This window comes from Saccharopolyspora dendranthemae (assembly GCF_007829955.1).
In the GTDB taxonomy this organism is placed as follows: domain Bacteria; phylum Actinomycetota; class Actinomycetes; order Mycobacteriales; family Pseudonocardiaceae; genus Saccharopolyspora; species Saccharopolyspora dendranthemae.
On record NZ_VIWX01000002.1, the window covers coordinates 613,553 to 629,349 of the forward strand.

Genomic DNA, 15,797 nt, shown 5'->3' on the forward strand with positions numbered 1-15,797 from the left:
GTCATGCTGGCTCGAAGTCTGATTCCAGCACGAGTCGTCCCAGCTTGGTGTATTCCTGCCGCACCGCCGTGATCAGTTCGTGGAAGCCGACCGGGCGGGTCGTCTCCGCTGCCAGATAGGCGGCGGTGATGGCGCAGGATCTGATCGATCCTCCGGAGAGTTCGAAGCGTTCTGCGCAGAAGTCGAGGTCGAGGTCGTCAGCTCGGGGAAGAGCAGTTCCGAGGCAGCGGTGCCAGAGGGCTCGGCGTTGGATGGGTTCCGGCATGGGGAAGTCGGTGATGATGTCGAGGCGGCGGGTGAAGGCTTCGTCGAGGTTGGCTCGGAGGTTGGTGGTGAGGATGGCGATGCCGTTGAAGGTTTCCATGCGCTGGAGCAGGTAGGCCGATTCGACGTTGGCGTAGCGGTCGTGGGCGTCCTGGACTGCGGAGCGCTTGCCGAAGATGGCGTCGGCTTCGTCGAAGAGGAGGACTCCGTTGACGCCGGCGGCTTCGGTGAAGATGCGCTCCAGGTTCTTCTCCGTCTCGCCGACGTACTTGTCGACCACTGTGGACAGATCCACCACGTAGAGGTCCATCCCGAGGTCGGCTGCGACGACCTCGGCCGACATGGTCTTGCCCGTTCCCGACTCGCCCGCGAAGAGCGCGAGGACGCCGCGTCCGCGCCCGCCGCCGGGGCGCATCCGCCAGTCGCCGAGCACGCGGTCGCGGTGGCGGGCGCGCAGCGACAGCTCGGTCAGCTGTCGCTGCGTGGGTTCGGGAAGCACCAGGTCGTCCCAGGTCACGGTTGGGGTGATGTGGCGGGCGAGGCGGTCCAGGCCGGCGCCGTTCTGGGCTCGCGCGCCCGCGCGCAGGTCGTCTGCGCTCACCGGGCGGTTGTCGAACGCGGCGAGCCGCACGGCGACCGACGCCGCGCGGCCGACCGCCTCGGTGTCGAGCTGGTAAGTCCCCACGGCCTCGGACAGCGCGTGCTCGGGCATGTCGGCAGAGACGGCGGTCAGGGCTCGCCGCCACTCCTGCGTCCGCTCCTCCGCGTTCGGCGGTGCGACGCGGATCGACACCGGTGCGCGCTGAGACCACGCCGGGTCCCAGCTGCCGGATCCGTTCAGCAGCAGCGGGACGCGCTCCGCGGCGCGAACGAGGTCCCGCAGCAGGCGGGCTCGTTCCGGACGGGCGGGGTCGAGCTTCTCCAGCGGTCCCAGCGTGATTCCGGCGCGGAGCAGGGCCGCCTCCCGGACGAGCACCGGCACGGAATCCGGCTCAAGATCGGCGATGTCGACGACGAGCGCTGCCCTGCCGCTGACCGAAAGGGCATCCAGCGCGACCCGCGAGGCACCCTCCGCGCCGTGGAGGTGCACCAGCCGCACGCCGGAGTCCAGTGCCGCGCCGATCTGCTTGGCCAGTTCTCCCGGTGAACTGGGCGCACCGTGCACCAGGCGTCCGATGCTCGGATCGTCGTTGCCCAGCAGGTGCGCGACCACCCGGTCCGGCACCCGGAGCGTGCGCGAGAGCGTCGGACGTTCGGACTCCAGCACTTCCAGCAGACCTCCGGTTACCAGAGGCGCAGTCGCGCTGAACCGGAAACGGCCATCACCCGCCGACGGCATCCCGCACAGCTCCAGCGCGAGCCCGGTCGTCGCGCGGCGCCGGGTCACGTCGTCGTTGAGGTAGCCGTAGAGCGGTTCGAACCGGACGTCGACGTCCGGTGCCAGCGCCACCAGCAGCAGCTCCACGTCCAGCTCGGTGAGACCGAAGTCCTCGGCCAGCCGCCGCAACCTCGGGCCGGGATCGGCCGAGTTCAGGCCGTCGCCCGACCAGGACTTCGCGGGCGTGGCCAGGATGCGCTCGACGTGGTCGGGGGTGAGGTACAGGCCGCGGTGCGGGTCGTCCGGCTGCGGGTCGGTGGCCCGCCGGGCTGCGACCGCCGACCGGACCCGCTGCTCGACCAGGCCCAGCCGCGCCCACAGGTGGTGCAGGTCCGACGCCGTCACGAGACCGGCCCTCGCCGTCGTCGCTTCGGGTCCGGGCGCGGCCGGGCCGGGGCGAACGCCTCGCCCTCCGCGGTGGACTCGTCGTAGCGCAACCGCCGGGCGTCGTCCTCGGCCGCGCGCAGCACCACGCCTTCGGTGACCGGCGGGCCCGCCGGGGTCCGGTCCCCGCCCAGCGGGGCCGTGACCTGCAAGTTGAGCGACGGTTTGAGCTGACCGCCCAGCGCCGACCACACGTCGGCGGCCGAGCGGCCCTCGGCCATCGCCCCGCCCGCCTCGAACGCCACCGTCAGCCCGAGCTCCGCGAGCGTGCCGGTCAGCCACCTCGGCGCCAGGGCGTCGTGGCGCACGACGCAGCGCAGCACCTCGGAGAGCAGCCGGTGCTCGTCCTGCGGCCGGTTCGTCCACACCGTGACCAGGTAGGCGAGGTGGAACCAGTGCGGGGGCGAATCCCAGCCCGTCACCGCGCCCGAGTCGTCGCGACGCTCGAACCGGCCGCCCTGCCGCAGTTCCGGAACCTCCCGGATGTCGTAGAGGAACGCGCTGATGGTGGGGGCGTTGCGCTTGGCCGCCCAGTCCGTGGTCGGCGCCTCGAAACCCAGCTCGACGCCCGCACCGGGCAGGTCGTGCTCGGCCAGGAGCAACCGCAGCGCCTCGTCGACCTCGTGGATCACCGCGGTCCCACCATCCCCGGTGGCGTGATGGCGGGAGCGACGACCAGGAACCTCGCGGTCACCGGGCTGAACCCGGGACCGGAGGCGGTGATGGTGCGCGGACCGGTCTCGTCCTTGGGCAGGATCAGCAGCTGCGCCGCGAACCGCCCGTCCGGACCGGGCAGCGTCGGCGCCGCCGAGGCCGTGATGCCCGGCGACCACGCCAGCCGCACCGGAGCACCGGGCGGGAAGTCGACGCCGCGCACCGAGGTCACGAACCCGGGCTCGCCGACCTCCGGCACCGACACGATCCGGGGCTGCAGCACCCGGTAGGGCTTGGCAGCCCGGTTGTCACCGGGATCGGAGTCCGATCCGCTGGTGCGCACCGTCGCCGCGATCTCCGCGGCCAGCGCCGCATTCGGGGCCAGCACGACTCGCCGGTCGACCACACCGCCGGGCGGCAGGTCGGGCAGCGGACAGCGCGCGTCCACGCAGTCCGGCGGCGCGCTCTCCACCGGAACACCCGGTGGCAGCGCCACGTCCAGCTCCAAGCCGGTCGCCGTGGCCTCACCGCCGTTGCGGATCGAGAAGACCACCTCGGTACGACCGCCCACATAGGACGGATCAGGAGCACTGGTCAGGCTGACAATCGGATTCGCCTGCAGCGGTGGCGGTTCCGGCCGCACCGGAACCACCGTTCGTGAGGTGTTGTCGCCAGGCCGGCTGTCGCGCACCGACCCCGTGGCGGTCCACCCCAGCGCGTGATCGCCCGGGGACTCGCCGACGAGCTCGGCCGTGACCCGCACGGACTGACCTGGTTCCAGCACACCGAGGTCGCACCGCGCGCCGCCGCAGCTGCCCTGCTCGGCGCGCAGCCGCGTCAGCTTCACCCCCTCCGGCACGTCCACCGCCGCGGTGGTGCTCGGCGAGGTCGCCGGGCCGTTGTTGCGCACCACGCCCGTGACGTTCACAGACTTGTCCACCTGGATCTGGTTCGCCGACTGCGGCGCGGACATCGTCAGGTCGACCGTCGCCTGCCAGCTCGGCTCCTTCTGCCTGCCGGGTAACCGGTCGCTGAGCGAGGTCACCTCGCGAGTCGCCGGATCGAGGATCGACAGGTGTTCGGGCGCGTTGTTGTTGCTGTTCAGACGCCGCGACAGCACCAGCCGTTTGCCGTCGGGTGACCAGGTGGCATCCCGCGGCTGGTAGGTCCCGGAACCCTCCTGCTGGTCAGGGATGTCCACGCAGCTGCTCTGCCCCCGGGGCAGCAGGACCTCGCACCGGTTGCCGTCGAGGTAGATCCGGTAGAGCCCGTCGCGCTCCCGGTTGAACACGATGCTGCGCCCGTCCGGGGCGAACACCGGGCTGTCGTCGACCACCTCGCACTGGCAGATCGTGTCGCTGAGGTCCTGCTGGGCGCCCAGGTCGTCGGCGCGCGCGATCCAGATGTGGTTGCGCCGCTGGTCGTCCGGCACGTCGGAGACCCTGCCGCGGCTGAACGAGAACCGCTTGCCGTCCGGCGACCACGCCGGCTGGGTGTCGTCCAGCGCCGGATCGGAGTTGCCCAGCCGCTTGGTGATCTGGCCGGAGTCGACGTCCACGACGACGATGCGACTTCGGCCGCGCTCCTCGGCCGGGGTCAGCGCACCCGGCGACCGGCGCGCCACCGCGAGCGACTCGCCGTCGGGCGCCCAGGCCACGTCGGACTCCCAGTCGTCGGCCTGCCGGTCGGCGATCGGCAGCCGCCGGGGGTTGGAGCCGTCGGCATTGACCAGCCAGATCCGCTGGACGCGCTGCCCACCGGAGTCCTCGAAGCGGCTGACCGCGATCTGGCTGCCGTCGGGGGAGTAGGCCTGCCGCTCCGTCCACGGGTCGTAGCCCGCGCTCGGCGTGAAGATCAGGCGGGAGTCCTGGAAGGCGTTGGGGTCCTCGGTCATCACGGTCACGCCGAGATCGCGCGGATCGACCCCGTCGGAGCGGATGTCCTGCAAGCGCACCACGTTCCGCGACGAGGCGGTGGTGCGGGCGACCACCAGGCGCCCGACCCCGTTGCCGGTGAGCCAGGTGGGCGAGTCGATCCGGCGGTCCTCGGAGAGCATCCGCGTCGCCGAGGACGACACCGGAGCCGACGAGGCGTCGACCTGGAAGACCTGATCGCCCATGTTCGATGCGTTGGGCTGCGGGTTGGCCGCGGGATGGGTGGGGCTGAGGAACAGCAGTCGCCTGCCGTCCGGGAGCCAGCTGGGCTGCCGGGTCTGCCAGCCCGGATCCTCGGCGAACAGCGACGTTCCCGTGCCGGTGCCGTCGAGGACCCGCACCTGGTGCACCGCGTCGTCGTCCGGGGCGTCGGCGTCGTAGTGGGTGTAGGCGATGCGGCCCTGATCGGCCGGGTTCCAGGACGGTTCGCTCGCGGATCCGGACTGCTCGTCGGTCAACCTCCGCAGCGCACCACCGGACGCGGGCTGGTCGTAGATCTGCCAGCGGCCGCCCGCGTCGCAGGCGAAGGCGATCCGCGTCCCGTCCGGTGAGAACGTCGGGTGCGTCGCGTTGTTGGCGGTGTCGGCGAGCCGGTGCGCCCGGCTGCCGTCGACCCGCACCAGCCAGATGTCGCGCTTGCCGTCGGATCCGGCCGAGTCGAACGCGACCCACTGCAGGTCCGGCGAGAGCTCGGGATGGGCGGCGTCCATCCCCCGGGTGAGCCTGCGGACCTCGCCGTCGGTGTCGCGCAGGTAGACCTGCGGGGTCCTCTCGTCGCGCAGGCTGGTGAACACCAGCAGCCCGTCCCGCGAGGAGACCTCCTGGTCGAAGTGCTGCCTCGGCTCGTCGAACAGCGGTGACGTCGACGTCTGCCCGGGCAGGCCGGGCGCTGCGATCCCCAGGCTGCGGTGCTCGGTCCCCGCGTAGGCGATGCGGCTCGCCTCGGGCGCGGCCACCGGAGCGACCGGAGTTTGGGCGGACGTCGTCGGCAGGCTGATCAACCCGCACAACAACAGCAGAACACCGATCAGGACGGTTGCCCAGCGGGTCGTACCGCGCCGGAATCCGGGCACTTCGCCGACCACGATTGACCTCCGCCCGATCGACATCTCACGCAGCTTCGCCGGGTTCTGGCTCCCGTGCCCAGAAACCGACAGGCACCGGAGCGGGAAGACCCCGAGCCCTTTCGGGCAACCGCCCTTTCAGAACCGTCATTTCAGGAAGGGCAGCGGTGTCAGATCAGGCCTTGCCGCATGGCGTATCCGACCGCGTGCGCCCGATTGCGCAACTGCAGGCGCGTGGTGACCTCCTGGAGGATGTTCTTCACCGTCCGTTCGGAGTAGGACATCTTGGTCGCGATCTCCTTGGTGTCGAATCCGTCCGAGATCAGGCGCAGCACTTCGCCTTCCCGCGCCGACAACGTTGACAGCGTGGCGCCTGCGGCGGCCGAAACCCCGCGCTGCAACCGGCCCACGTGATCCAGCAGTCTGCCCAGCATGTCGCCGGGCAGAACCCCCTCGCCGCGGATCAACGCGGTGATCAGCCCGACCAGCCGGTCCTGGTCGGCGTCGCGCCGTCGCAGCACCGCCGCCACCCCGCACTCGATGCTGGTCTGCAACGCGTCCTGCTCGAACTCGCCGATGATGAGCCCGGTTCTGACCGACGACGTGCGCTGCAACCTGCGGAGCAACTGCTCGGATTCCTCGTCCAGCCGGTCGACCACGACCAGCGCGACCTCGGCGCGTCCCTCGTCGCGGGCTCCGAGCACCTCCACCTCCGGGCGCGGGCGCAACTGGTGCGTGACGCCGGTCTCAAGAATCGGGTCGGCCGCGCATATCGCGACCGGCACTCTCGTCATCGGCTCTCCTCCCTAGAACCATCCCCTTTTCAGTGTTACGCGAATCTCGGGCGCTGCGGGACGGCCATTCGGGGAGAAAGTTACCGAATCCGCTCTGATGAGCGCGCTTTCCGGACTTCTGAACAGTTCTCAGTTCTTCTCGTGCTGAATTCCGCAAAAACGGCCCGGGCAGATTTCGAAGGTGTTATGGGCAACCGCGTTGCCTCCGCGTTGCCCTCGCCGCTCTGCCCCCGGACGGCGCGCGGCGCCTAGGTTTTCGACCTGTGACGACTTATGCCGAATTCGACGGCGAGCGGGTGGAGGTCGGTCCGGGCGGTGAGGCGACGGCGACGTTCACCGTGCGCAACGACACCGACATAGTCGAGGCCTACGAGTTCGAAGTCGTCGGCGAGTGCGCCGCCTGGACGGCGGTGGTGCCCGAGCGGCTCCCCGTCTACCCGGGCGAGCAGGGCACCGTCACCCTCATCCTGCGCCCGCCGCTGTCGGCCGACGTGCGCGCCGGCGAGGTTCCGCTCGCCGTCCGGGTCGTCCCCGCCGAGCAATCCGATCTGGTGGCCGTACCGGAGACGACCGTCGTCATCACCCCGTTCCACCGGTTCCGCGGTGTGCTCACCCCGCAGCGGCGCCGCGCCTGGCGCAGCGGCCGGTTCCTGGTGTCGCTGCACAACCAGGGCAACACCCCCGTAGAGGTCCCGCTGTCGGCGACCGATCCCGCGGAGGAACTGAGCTTCTCGTTCAAGTCGGAGCGCATCGGGCTGGAACCCGGCGAACGCACGGACGTCCGGCTGCGCGCGCGGGCCGGCGGGCTCATCTGGTTCGGAAAACCCGCCGGAAAGCCGTTCCACGTCAACACCTCCACCGGTGCCGAGCCAGGCACCGGCGACCCGCTGGGCCAGGAGGAGATCGACGGCGAACTCGTCCAGCTGCCCCTGCTCCCGAAGTGGTTGCTCGCCCTGCTCGCGCTGCTGCTGGCGTTGCTGCTGTTCTGGTTCACGCTGGCGCTGCCGGTCCTGACGTCCGCCGCGCAGGAAGCCGCCGAGCAGAAGGCGGAACAGCTGGCCGCCGACGGTAAGCTGGCACCGCCGCAACCGCCCGCCGGGGAGCCCCAACCCGAGGAGCCGGCTGGGGGGCCACCGCCCCCGCCGGTGAACCCGGCCGAGACCGGGGCTCAGCACGCGGCCACCATCGAGGTGCGCACCCGGCCCGGCGGCACGGGCGCCTCGCCTTACGTCGTCCCGGAAGGCCAGGACTTCTACGTCACCGACCTGGTCCTGGCGAACTACCAGGGTGACGAAGGTCTGCTCACGATCGAGTTCGACGACCGGACGATCACCACGATCGCCCTGGAGACCTTCCGCAACCAGGACTACCACTGGGTGACGCCGATCAAGGTCCCGAGCGAGGCCAGGATCGAGGCGACGGTCCGCTGCGCCCGTCCCGGAACCCCGCCGTACGGACCGACGGCGTCGCGCTGCGTCCAGCAGCTCAACGTCAGCGGGACCCTGGCCGCTGCCCCGCGTTGAGGCCCTTTCGTCCCCTTCCCCGCCCGCCCCGACGGTCGTCTGCCGATGACGGCGCGGCACGTCAGGCCTGCAGCCGGGGGCAGAGGGCCCCGGAGTTGGCCGTGCGGGTTCCCTTGTCGTGGCGGTGCGCAACGCGGTCGGCGAGCTCCGAAATTCGGTTGCACGGGGCGGTCGTCGCCCGCACAGTCGGCTACCAGGATGACGGCACGTCCGCGCCCGTCCCGATCAGCGCGTGAGGGGGTGCGTGATGGGAACCCAAGCCGCCGGCTCGGGCACCTGCCGTCTCTCGCGGAGGGAGCAGCAGCCGTGAGGGTCGTGGTCTGCGGCGCGGGAATCGCCGGGCTGGCCTCGGCGTGGTGGCTGGAACGCGACGGACACGACGTGATGCTCGTCGAGCGGGCTCCCGCGCGGCACGGAGCGGGATACATGCTGGACTGCCAGGAGTCCGGCTACGACTCCGTCGAGCGGATGGGCCTGCTCCCGCGGTTGCGCGAGCGCGCGTTCCGGCTGTCCGAACTCGTCTACCACCACGACGACGGCAGCGTGCGGGACCGGTTCACCGATGAGGGCCCCGCTGCCGACCGGATGATCTCCCTGCTGCGGGGAGATCTGGAGGAGAGCCTGCACGACGCCTTGACGGCCTCTGATGTGCGGTTCGGCACCAGCGTCGCGGAGCTGGCCTACGACGGCGACGGTGTGACCGTGACGTTGACCGATGGTTCCGTCGACCGGGCGGACCTGGTGGTCGGCGCGGATGGCGTCCGCTCGTGGATCCGCGAGCTGGTCTTCGGGCCCGCACGACGCTTCGTCCGCGACCTCGGCTTCCGCACCGCCGCCTACGTCTTCTCCGACGAGACGACGGCTCGTGACCTGGGCGACGCACTGCACATGCTGGACGCTCCCGGTCTGCAGGTCGGCGCCTACCCCGTCGGCGGGAACCGGGTGGCGACGACGTTCACCCACCGAGTGCCCCCGGGAGCGATGCTCCCCGACGACGCTCGGGCGGAACTGCGCCGGGTCTACCGCGGGATCGGGTGGATCGTGCCCCACCTGCTCGAGCGCTGCCCGGGACCCGCCGAGCTCTTCTACGATCGCGTGGCGCAGGTCCAGATGCCCAGGTGGGGCAGCGACCGCGTCGTGCTCGTCGGTGACGCCTGCCAGGCCCCGTCCTTGCTGACCGGCCGAGGCGCGGGCATGGCGCTGACCGGAGCCGAACTCCTCGCCGACGAACTGCGCCGCCACGACCACGTTCCCACCGTGCTCGCGCGCTACGAGCAACGCCTCCAACCCACGATCCGGCGTGTGCAAGCCGAAGGACGCGAAGCAGCAGAGAATTTCATCCCGTGAGGAGCTAGGCGCCTGATTGCCAGATCCTGATCGATTCGACGGGGTGGATCAGCATCAGGACGTTGAGGATCAGGCCGTCGCGGATGAAGTACATCAGCAGCAGCTCGAGAGTCGCGGTGACGGCGATGGACACCCAGACGGGCGCCTTCTTCGCCAGCACGAATCCGGTCACCATCGCGAGAACGTCCGACACGGAATTGAGCACGCTGTCGCCGTAGTAGTCCAGCGACACCGTGGCGGTGCGGTAGCGATCGATGATCCACGGAGTGTTCTCCAAGGCCTCCCAGCCGCATTCGAGCAGGACCGCCAGCAGCAGGAGCGTGCCGAAGGACAGCCGGGTCTTCTTGTTGAGCAGCCAGAGCAGGAAGTAGAACCCGACACCGTGCATGATGTGGGTCAACGTGAACCAGTCGGTGAAGTGCTGCGAGTTCTCCGAACTCATGACCACGCCGTGCCAGAGCTTGACGTACCCGCACGAGCAGTACGGCACCCGGCCCATCGCCCATTCGGCGGCTGCCATGAGGGCCACGACCAGAACGCAGAGTTGCAGGTCGGCACGCAGGAGCAACGCCCTGGGCGCCCGCCGAGCGGTGTCGGAGAGCGTTGTCCTGGTGCTCGGCGCTGATGCAGGAATCTTCTTCATCGGTCCTGGGTTCCTCCGCGTGGTCGGGGCGCAGGTGCGTTTCAGCCGCGTCCCGCTCAACCGGCACAGCGTGCCAGGTCCGCAGGCCTCTGTCCGGCGCGTGTGGCAACCATGACCGAGGAGCGCGCCTGGCCATGAGAAGCGTCACGAAAGGCGCGGAACGCCCTTCGCAGGACCGCGGAAACCTCTCGATCGGCTCGGTGCGGAGGTGGCGTCCCGCGCGGGTTTGTGGTTCCGCTTCACCTGACCTTCCATGGGGGTGTCGAGGACGCGGGCGGTCACTGGAGGAGTGGTGGACGAGCTCTGGCAGCTGTCGAACATGCGCACGAGGTCGGTCTCGCCGGAGAACCCGACCGGGGCGAAGGGAGCGGGCGCGCAGGCCACCGAGGGCACCGGCGCGTCCGCGGCACGGGAGCTGGGCGCCGGGTGGAAGGTCTCGCCCTCGATCGACCTGGAGGCCGGCACGACGACGACGCTGGCCGACGTGGCAGGTCCCGGGGTGGTCCAGCACATCTGGCTGACGACCGAAGTCGCGAGCGTGCGGCAGCTGGTGCTGCGGATGTACTGGGACTCCGAAGAACATCCGTCCGTCGAGGTGCCGCTCGGCGACTTCTTCTGCAACGGGTGGGCGGAACTGGCGCTGGTCGACTCCGAGGTCGTGGTCGTCGCCCCGGCGGGCGGGTTCAACAGCTACTGGCCGATGCCGTTTCGCACCCGAGCCACGATCACGCTGGAGAATGCGACCGATCGGAGCGTTCGGCTGTACTACCAGGTGACCTACCAGGAGCAGGAGCTGGGAGAGCGGATCGGCTATTTCCACGCGAGTTGGCGGCGCAGCAACCCGCTCGGCGATCCGGCGGTGCACACGATCGTCGACGGCATCGCGGGTACCGGCCGGTACGTGGGCACCTACCTGGCCATCCGGCCGGGTGCGCCGGGGTGGTGGGGCGAGGGCGAGGTGAAGTTCTACCTCGACGGCGACCAGGAGCACCCGACGATCTGCGGGACCGGCACGGAGGACTACTTCGGCGGGGCGTGGAACTTCGACGTGGGCGGTCGCTACGTGCCCTACTCGACCGGCCAGCTGGGCCTGCACCAGGTGCTGCCGCCGCACGAGATCTACCGGCCGGACCAGCGGTTCGGCATGTACCGCTGGCACCTGCGGGATCCGATCTGCTTCGAGCGGGACCTGCGGGTCACCGTTCAGGCGCTCGGGTGGAAGGCGGGCTGGCGCTACCTGCCGCTGACCGAGGCCGACATCGCCACCACCGCGTTCTGGTACCAGTCCGAACCGCACACCCCGTTCCCGCCGCTGCGCACCCAGGAGGGCGCGGGGTCGGGCGCCGGCCGCGTCGCCACGTGGTTCCAGAACCTGCTGCGCGGCCGCGGGTAGCGCGACCGAATCGCCGACCGACCTCGGGCCGGTGTCCTGATCGACGACGGTCCGGTGAGCTACGGCGTGCCCCGGGCGGTCGTGATCGCCAGGAACGCCGAGCGGACCCGCTCGGCGACCTCTTCGGGGGAGTCGGCCGGGAGCTTGCCGTCGAGGTGCAGGGAGGCGAGCCCGTGCGCGAGGCTCCAGCCCGCGCACGCCAGGGCCGTGGTGTCCGACCGGGGCGCGACGTTCGCCAGGGCTCGTGCGAGGAGTTCGTGCACCGCGTCGGCGGCCCGCACGCGCTCGTCGTCGGATCCGTCGCAGGGCTTGCCGAACATGAGCCGGAACAGCGCCGGTCGCCGCAGCGCGAAATCGACGTAGGCGACGCCGAACTCCGCGAGGTCGGCGGTCGAGGTGGGAAGGTCGCGACCGGAGGTCAGGTCGTGCTCGAGGTCGCCGAACCCCTGGACGGCCAGCGCGGACTCCAGGGCGTCGCGGTCCGGGAAGTGCCGGTAGGGGGCGGTGGCCGAAACGCCCGCGTTGCGGGCGACGGCGCGCAGCGAGAAGGCCTCCCCGTTCTCGAGCATCTGCATCGCGGTGGTCAGCAGTGCCGCGCGCAGGTCTCCGTGGTGGTAGCCGCTCCTCGCCGATGTTGACACTGCTAACTCTCCTCCTTAGGCTCGCGTGAGCACTGTAAACATACCGCATGAACCGGAGATCGGATGGCCTCTCTCTTCGCGCCCCTGACGTTGCCGAGCGGGGAGGTGCTCCCGAACCGGTTGGTGAAGGCCGCGATGGAGGAGAACATGGCCGTCGGCGGGCAACTGCCCGGCGACCGGCTCCTCCGGCTCTACCACCGCTGGGGCCAGGGCGGTGCGGGACTGCTCGTCACCGGCAACGTCATGGTCCACGCCCAGGCGCTCACCGGGCCCGCGGGCGTCGTCCTGGACGAGCGCTCGCCGATCGAGCCGTTCCAGCGCTGGGCCGCGGCCGCCCGGAGCGGTGGGGCGAAAGTCTGGATGCAGATCAACCACCCCGGTCGCCAGATCATGGCGAACATGCCGGGAGTCGCCTGGGCGCCCTCGGCGATCCGCGTCGACATCGGGAGGAACGGCAGGAGGCTGGCGCAGCCCGTGGAGATGACGTCCGCGCAGATCGCGGAGACGGTCGCCCGGTTCGCGACGACCGCGCGGCGAGCCGAGGCCGCCGGTTTCGACGGGGTCGAGGTCCACGCGGCGCACGGCTATCTGCTGTCGCAGTTCCTCTCGCCGCTGTCCAACCAGCGCACCGACGAGTGGGGCGGTGCTCTGGAGAAGCGCGCCCGCTTCCTGCTCGACTGCGTCCGCGCGATCAGAGAGCAGGTGCGGCCCGGGTTCGCGGTCGCGGTGAAGCTCAACTCGGCCGATTTCCAGCGGGGCGGCTTCGACGCCGACGACGCGAGGAAGGTCATCGAACTGCTCGCTCCGCTCGGCGTCGACCTCGTCGAGCTGTCCGGAGGCAGCTACGAGAGCCCGGCCATGACGGGGCAGGCGGCGGACGAGCGCTCCAGCGCGCGGGAGGCCTACTTCCTCACCCTCGCCGAGGAGCTGGCGCGGACCAGCCCGCTCCCGCTGATGCTCACCGGTGGCATCGTCCGGCGCCCGGTGGCCGAGGAAGTCCTCGCCGGCGGCATCGACCTGGTCGGGATGGGAACGGCGCTGGCCGTCGACCCCGATCTGCCGGACAAGTGGCGTTCTGAGAGCGACAGCAGCGTCCACGTCGAACCGGTCGGGTTGAAGGACAAGGCCATGGCCTCGGCGGTCGGCATGGCCCGGATGCGCTACCAGCTCCGCCGCCTCGGGCGCGGCCGCACGACCCGGCCGGGCATCAACCCGGTCCTCGCGTACCTCCGCGAAGCACCGCTCCGGCACACTGCCCTGCGGCGCTACCGCAGCTGGCTGAACTCGGAACCGACCTGATCCGCCGCCGCTCGACCCTGGAGAAGACCATGCCCGACAGCACCGCCCGCCGCTCCTACGACCTGGTCCTGTTCGGCGCCACCGGATTCGCCGGTGGGCTCACCGCGGACTACCTCGCCCGCCACCTCCCGTCAGGAGCGCGGTGGGCGCTGGTCGGTCGCAATGAGGCCAAGCTCCGAGGAGTGCGCGACCGGCTCGCCGAAGCGCATACCGACAGTGCGCCTGCCGAGCTGCTGGTGGCCGACGCGACGGACGAGTCCTCGCTGCGCGAGGTCGCCGAGTCGAGCCGTGTCGTGATCACGACCGTCGGGCCCTACCTGGAGCACGGTGAACCGCTCGTCGCCGCGTGCGCCGCCGCCGGCACCGACTACCTGGACCTGACCGGGGAACCCGAGTTCGTCGACCGGATGTACCTGGCCCACCACGCCACGGCGTCGCGCACCGGGGCCCGCATCGTCCACGCCTGCGGGTTCGACTCCATCCCGCACGACCTGGGCGCGCTGTTCACCCGCCGGCAACTGCCCGAAGGCGCACCGGCGGCGATCCGCGGCGTCGTGCGCGGCAGCGGCATGTTCTCCGGCGGCACCTTCCACTCCGCGCTGGGCCAGTTCGCGCGGCTCAAGCAGATGCGCGAGGCGATGAAGCGGCGCAGCGAGGTCGAGCCGCGACCGGAGGGGCGGCGCGCCCGGGCGAAGTCGGACCGGCCGCGGCGCGACCGCGACCTCGGTCTCTGGCTGCTGCCCCTGCCGACCCTCGATCCGTTCATCATCAAGCGCTCCGCGGCGGCACGTCCCGATTACGGTTCCGACTTCAGCTACACCCACTTCGCGGGCGTCAAGAGCCCGGTCACGATCGTCGGCGCGGCGGTGGGCATCACCGCGCTGATGGCGGCCGTGCAGGTGCCGCCGCTGCGGCGGTTCATCGCCTCCCGCGTCCCGCAAGGCGAGGGGCCGTCACCGCAGCGACGTGCGCGCTCGTGGTTCACCGTGGACTTCCTCGGGGAATCCTCCGGCCGCACGGTGCGCACGCGGGTCAGCGGCGGCGATCCGGGCTACGACGAGACCGCCAAGATGCTCGCCGAAGCCGCCATGTGCCTGGCCTACGACGACAACCCGAGCACCGCCGGTCAGGTCACCACTGCCGCCGCCATGGGCGAGAACCTCACCTCGCGGCTCATCGACGCCGGAATCACGTTCTCCGTCCTCGACCCGGCCACGAACGTCGAGTCGAAGTAGGGGACTCGCCTTCGGGCGTTCTGGTCGGACCGAGGAGGAACGAGAGCCGAAGCCCGCCCTCCGGGCATGAGTTCGGCTGCCGCGACGTCTGCGACCAGCGGGTGGACCGAGTGGTGTATCTGCTGGTCGCATCGCCACGCTGCGTTCGGAATCGGTGAAGTCGAAACCGTTGTCCGGTAACGCTTCCAGGTGCGCTGTCCATAGTGGAACAGAAGTTCCTCTGAAGCGGCGAGACGGGAGGCCGCTGCCGAGTGGTGCGCGCGGGACTCAGTCCTGAAGCCCGGCGGTGCGTCCGGCGATGGCGCGGGCTTCCCCGACCAGTGCTGTGCGCACCGTGGCGGTCGGCTCGGTCAACGGCCCGATTCGTGCGAGGGTCGTCGCCCTGCCGGTCCACCGGGGGTCGTCGACCTCGATCGCGGTGACGCTGGGCGGGAGCAGGCTCTCGGCGAGCGTGGGCACGACCGTGATCCCGAGTCCTGCGGCCACGAAACCGAGGCGGGTGCTCCAGTCGGCGAGGTGGGCCACGTGGTGCGGATCCGACAGGGTGGGCCAGGCGCCGAACTGCGGCGCGCCGCGCGCCCCGCGTCCGACCACCCAGCTCTCCTCCGCCAGTTCCGCGACGTCGACGCGGTGCGCGCGAGCCAAGCGGTGCTTCGCGCCGACCGCGACGAGAAGCGGACCGGAGGGCAGCGGCTCGGTCTCGATACCGGTCAGGTCGTAGTCGGGCAGGCCTTCGCCGACGGCTAGGACGGCCAGGTCCAGGCGACCGGCCCGGAGCCGGCGGATCTGCACCGGGGTGGATGATGCGGCGAAGTCGATGATGACGGAGGGGTTCTCGCCCCGGACCCGCGAGATCGTCCTCGGGATCAGGCTCATGGCCGCGGTAGGAAAGGCGCCGAGCGCGACCTTGCCACCCACGGGCGAAGCGACCAGCTCGCGCTCAGCGGCGTCGAGCTGATCGAGCACGACGATGGCGCGCCGCGCCAGCTGATGAGCGGCGGGGGTCGCCTCCACCCCGCGCGGTGCCCGGCGGAAGAGGACCGCTCCGGTCTCCGATTCCAGAGCGCTCATCTGCTTCGACAAGGCGGACTGGGTGAAGCCGAGGCGGTCGGCTGCCGCGGTGAAGGACCCGGTGTCCAGGACCGCCAGCAGGGCCCGCAGCGACTGCGGATGCACATCGAGAGCCACCGGGTCATGGTATTCCAGGTCGGAATGTCTTGAGTGCTGAACATTCGCTTGTGGCT

General features: G+C 70.8%; 12 protein-coding genes. 5 read left to right on the forward strand and 7 right to left on the reverse strand.

Features of this window, described 5'->3' with window-relative positions:
- Position 1 precedes the first annotated feature (1 nt).
- The 4 genes from FHU35_RS11620 to FHU35_RS11635 form a co-directional block, all read right to left on the reverse strand.
- Entirely contained in the window at positions 2 to 1,987 is a 1,986-nt protein-coding gene (locus FHU35_RS11620; RefSeq protein ID WP_145738510.1) for an ATP-binding protein, read from the reverse strand.
- Complete coding sequence (locus FHU35_RS11625; RefSeq protein WP_145738511.1) at positions 1,984 to 2,658, reverse strand: Pvc16 family protein; 675 nt, start codon at positions 2,656 to 2,658, stop codon at positions 1,984 to 1,986. The genes FHU35_RS11620 and FHU35_RS11625 overlap by 4 nt, the downstream gene beginning before the upstream one ends.
- Positions 2,655 to 5,699 (reverse strand): hypothetical protein, encoded by a 3,045-nt coding sequence (locus tag FHU35_RS11630; protein ID WP_246110250.1) that lies wholly within the window; start codon positions 5,697 to 5,699, stop codon positions 2,655 to 2,657. Before FHU35_RS11630 ends, FHU35_RS11625 begins: the two co-directional genes overlap by 4 nt.
- Before the next feature lie 149 nt (positions 5,700 to 5,848).
- Positions 5,849 to 6,472 carry a helix-turn-helix transcriptional regulator gene (locus tag FHU35_RS11635; protein ID WP_145738513.1) on the reverse strand — a complete coding sequence of 208 codons (624 nt, stop codon included), beginning with the start codon at positions 6,470 to 6,472 and terminating at the stop codon, positions 5,849 to 5,851.
- 263 nt (positions 6,473 to 6,735) lie between these two features.
- On the opposite strand from FHU35_RS11635, the gene FHU35_RS11640 reads away from it, so the two are divergent.
- Together FHU35_RS11640 and FHU35_RS11645 are read left to right on the forward strand one after the other, a co-directional pair.
- Complete coding sequence (locus FHU35_RS11640) at positions 6,736 to 7,995, forward strand: COG1470 family protein (RefSeq protein ID WP_145738514.1); 1,260 nt, start codon at positions 6,736 to 6,738, stop codon at positions 7,993 to 7,995.
- A gap of 306 nt (positions 7,996 to 8,301) precedes the next feature.
- Positions 8,302 to 9,342 (forward strand): FAD-dependent oxidoreductase, encoded by a 1,041-nt coding sequence (locus FHU35_RS11645; RefSeq protein ID WP_186459386.1) that lies wholly within the window; start codon positions 8,302 to 8,304, stop codon positions 9,340 to 9,342.
- A 4-nt stretch (positions 9,343 to 9,346) separates the two neighbouring features.
- On the opposite strand, the gene FHU35_RS11650 is transcribed toward FHU35_RS11645, so the two are convergent.
- The gene (locus FHU35_RS11650; protein WP_145738516.1) at positions 9,347 to 9,985 is read right to left on the reverse strand and encodes a DUF2585 family protein; all 639 of its coding nucleotides are present in this window, start codon (positions 9,983 to 9,985) and stop codon (positions 9,347 to 9,349) included.
- 292 nt (positions 9,986 to 10,277) lie between these two features.
- Between FHU35_RS11650 and FHU35_RS11655 the strand changes: the two genes are divergently transcribed.
- Positions 10,278 to 11,378, forward strand: a complete 1,101-nt coding sequence (locus FHU35_RS11655; protein ID WP_222429346.1) for a glycoside hydrolase family 172 protein — start codon at positions 10,278 to 10,280, stop codon at positions 11,376 to 11,378.
- Between the two features lie 59 nt (positions 11,379 to 11,437).
- On the opposite strand, the gene FHU35_RS11660 is transcribed toward FHU35_RS11655, so the two are convergent.
- Positions 11,438 to 12,019: a TetR/AcrR family transcriptional regulator gene (locus FHU35_RS11660; protein ID WP_145738518.1), complete on the reverse strand. Its 582-nt coding sequence runs from the start codon at positions 12,017 to 12,019 to the stop codon at positions 11,438 to 11,440.
- A gap of 63 nt (positions 12,020 to 12,082) precedes the next feature.
- Between FHU35_RS11660 and FHU35_RS11665 the strand changes: the two genes are divergently transcribed.
- The gene (locus tag FHU35_RS11665) at positions 12,083 to 13,318 is read left to right on the forward strand and encodes an NADH:flavin oxidoreductase/NADH oxidase family protein (protein WP_145738519.1); all 1,236 of its coding nucleotides are present in this window, start codon (positions 12,083 to 12,085) and stop codon (positions 13,316 to 13,318) included.
- Between the two features lie 29 nt (positions 13,319 to 13,347).
- Positions 13,348 to 14,553, forward strand: coding sequence for a saccharopine dehydrogenase family protein (locus FHU35_RS11670; protein ID WP_145738520.1), 1,206 nt, complete (start codon positions 13,348 to 13,350; stop codon positions 14,551 to 14,553).
- Between the two features lie 267 nt (positions 14,554 to 14,820).
- Here FHU35_RS11670 and FHU35_RS11675 read toward each other — a convergent pair whose 3' ends face one another.
- A complete protein-coding gene (locus FHU35_RS11675) occupies positions 14,821 to 15,741 on the reverse strand; it encodes a LysR family transcriptional regulator (protein WP_186459387.1) in 921 nt (306 codons plus the stop codon).
- Positions 15,742 to 15,797: the final 56 nt, after the last annotated feature.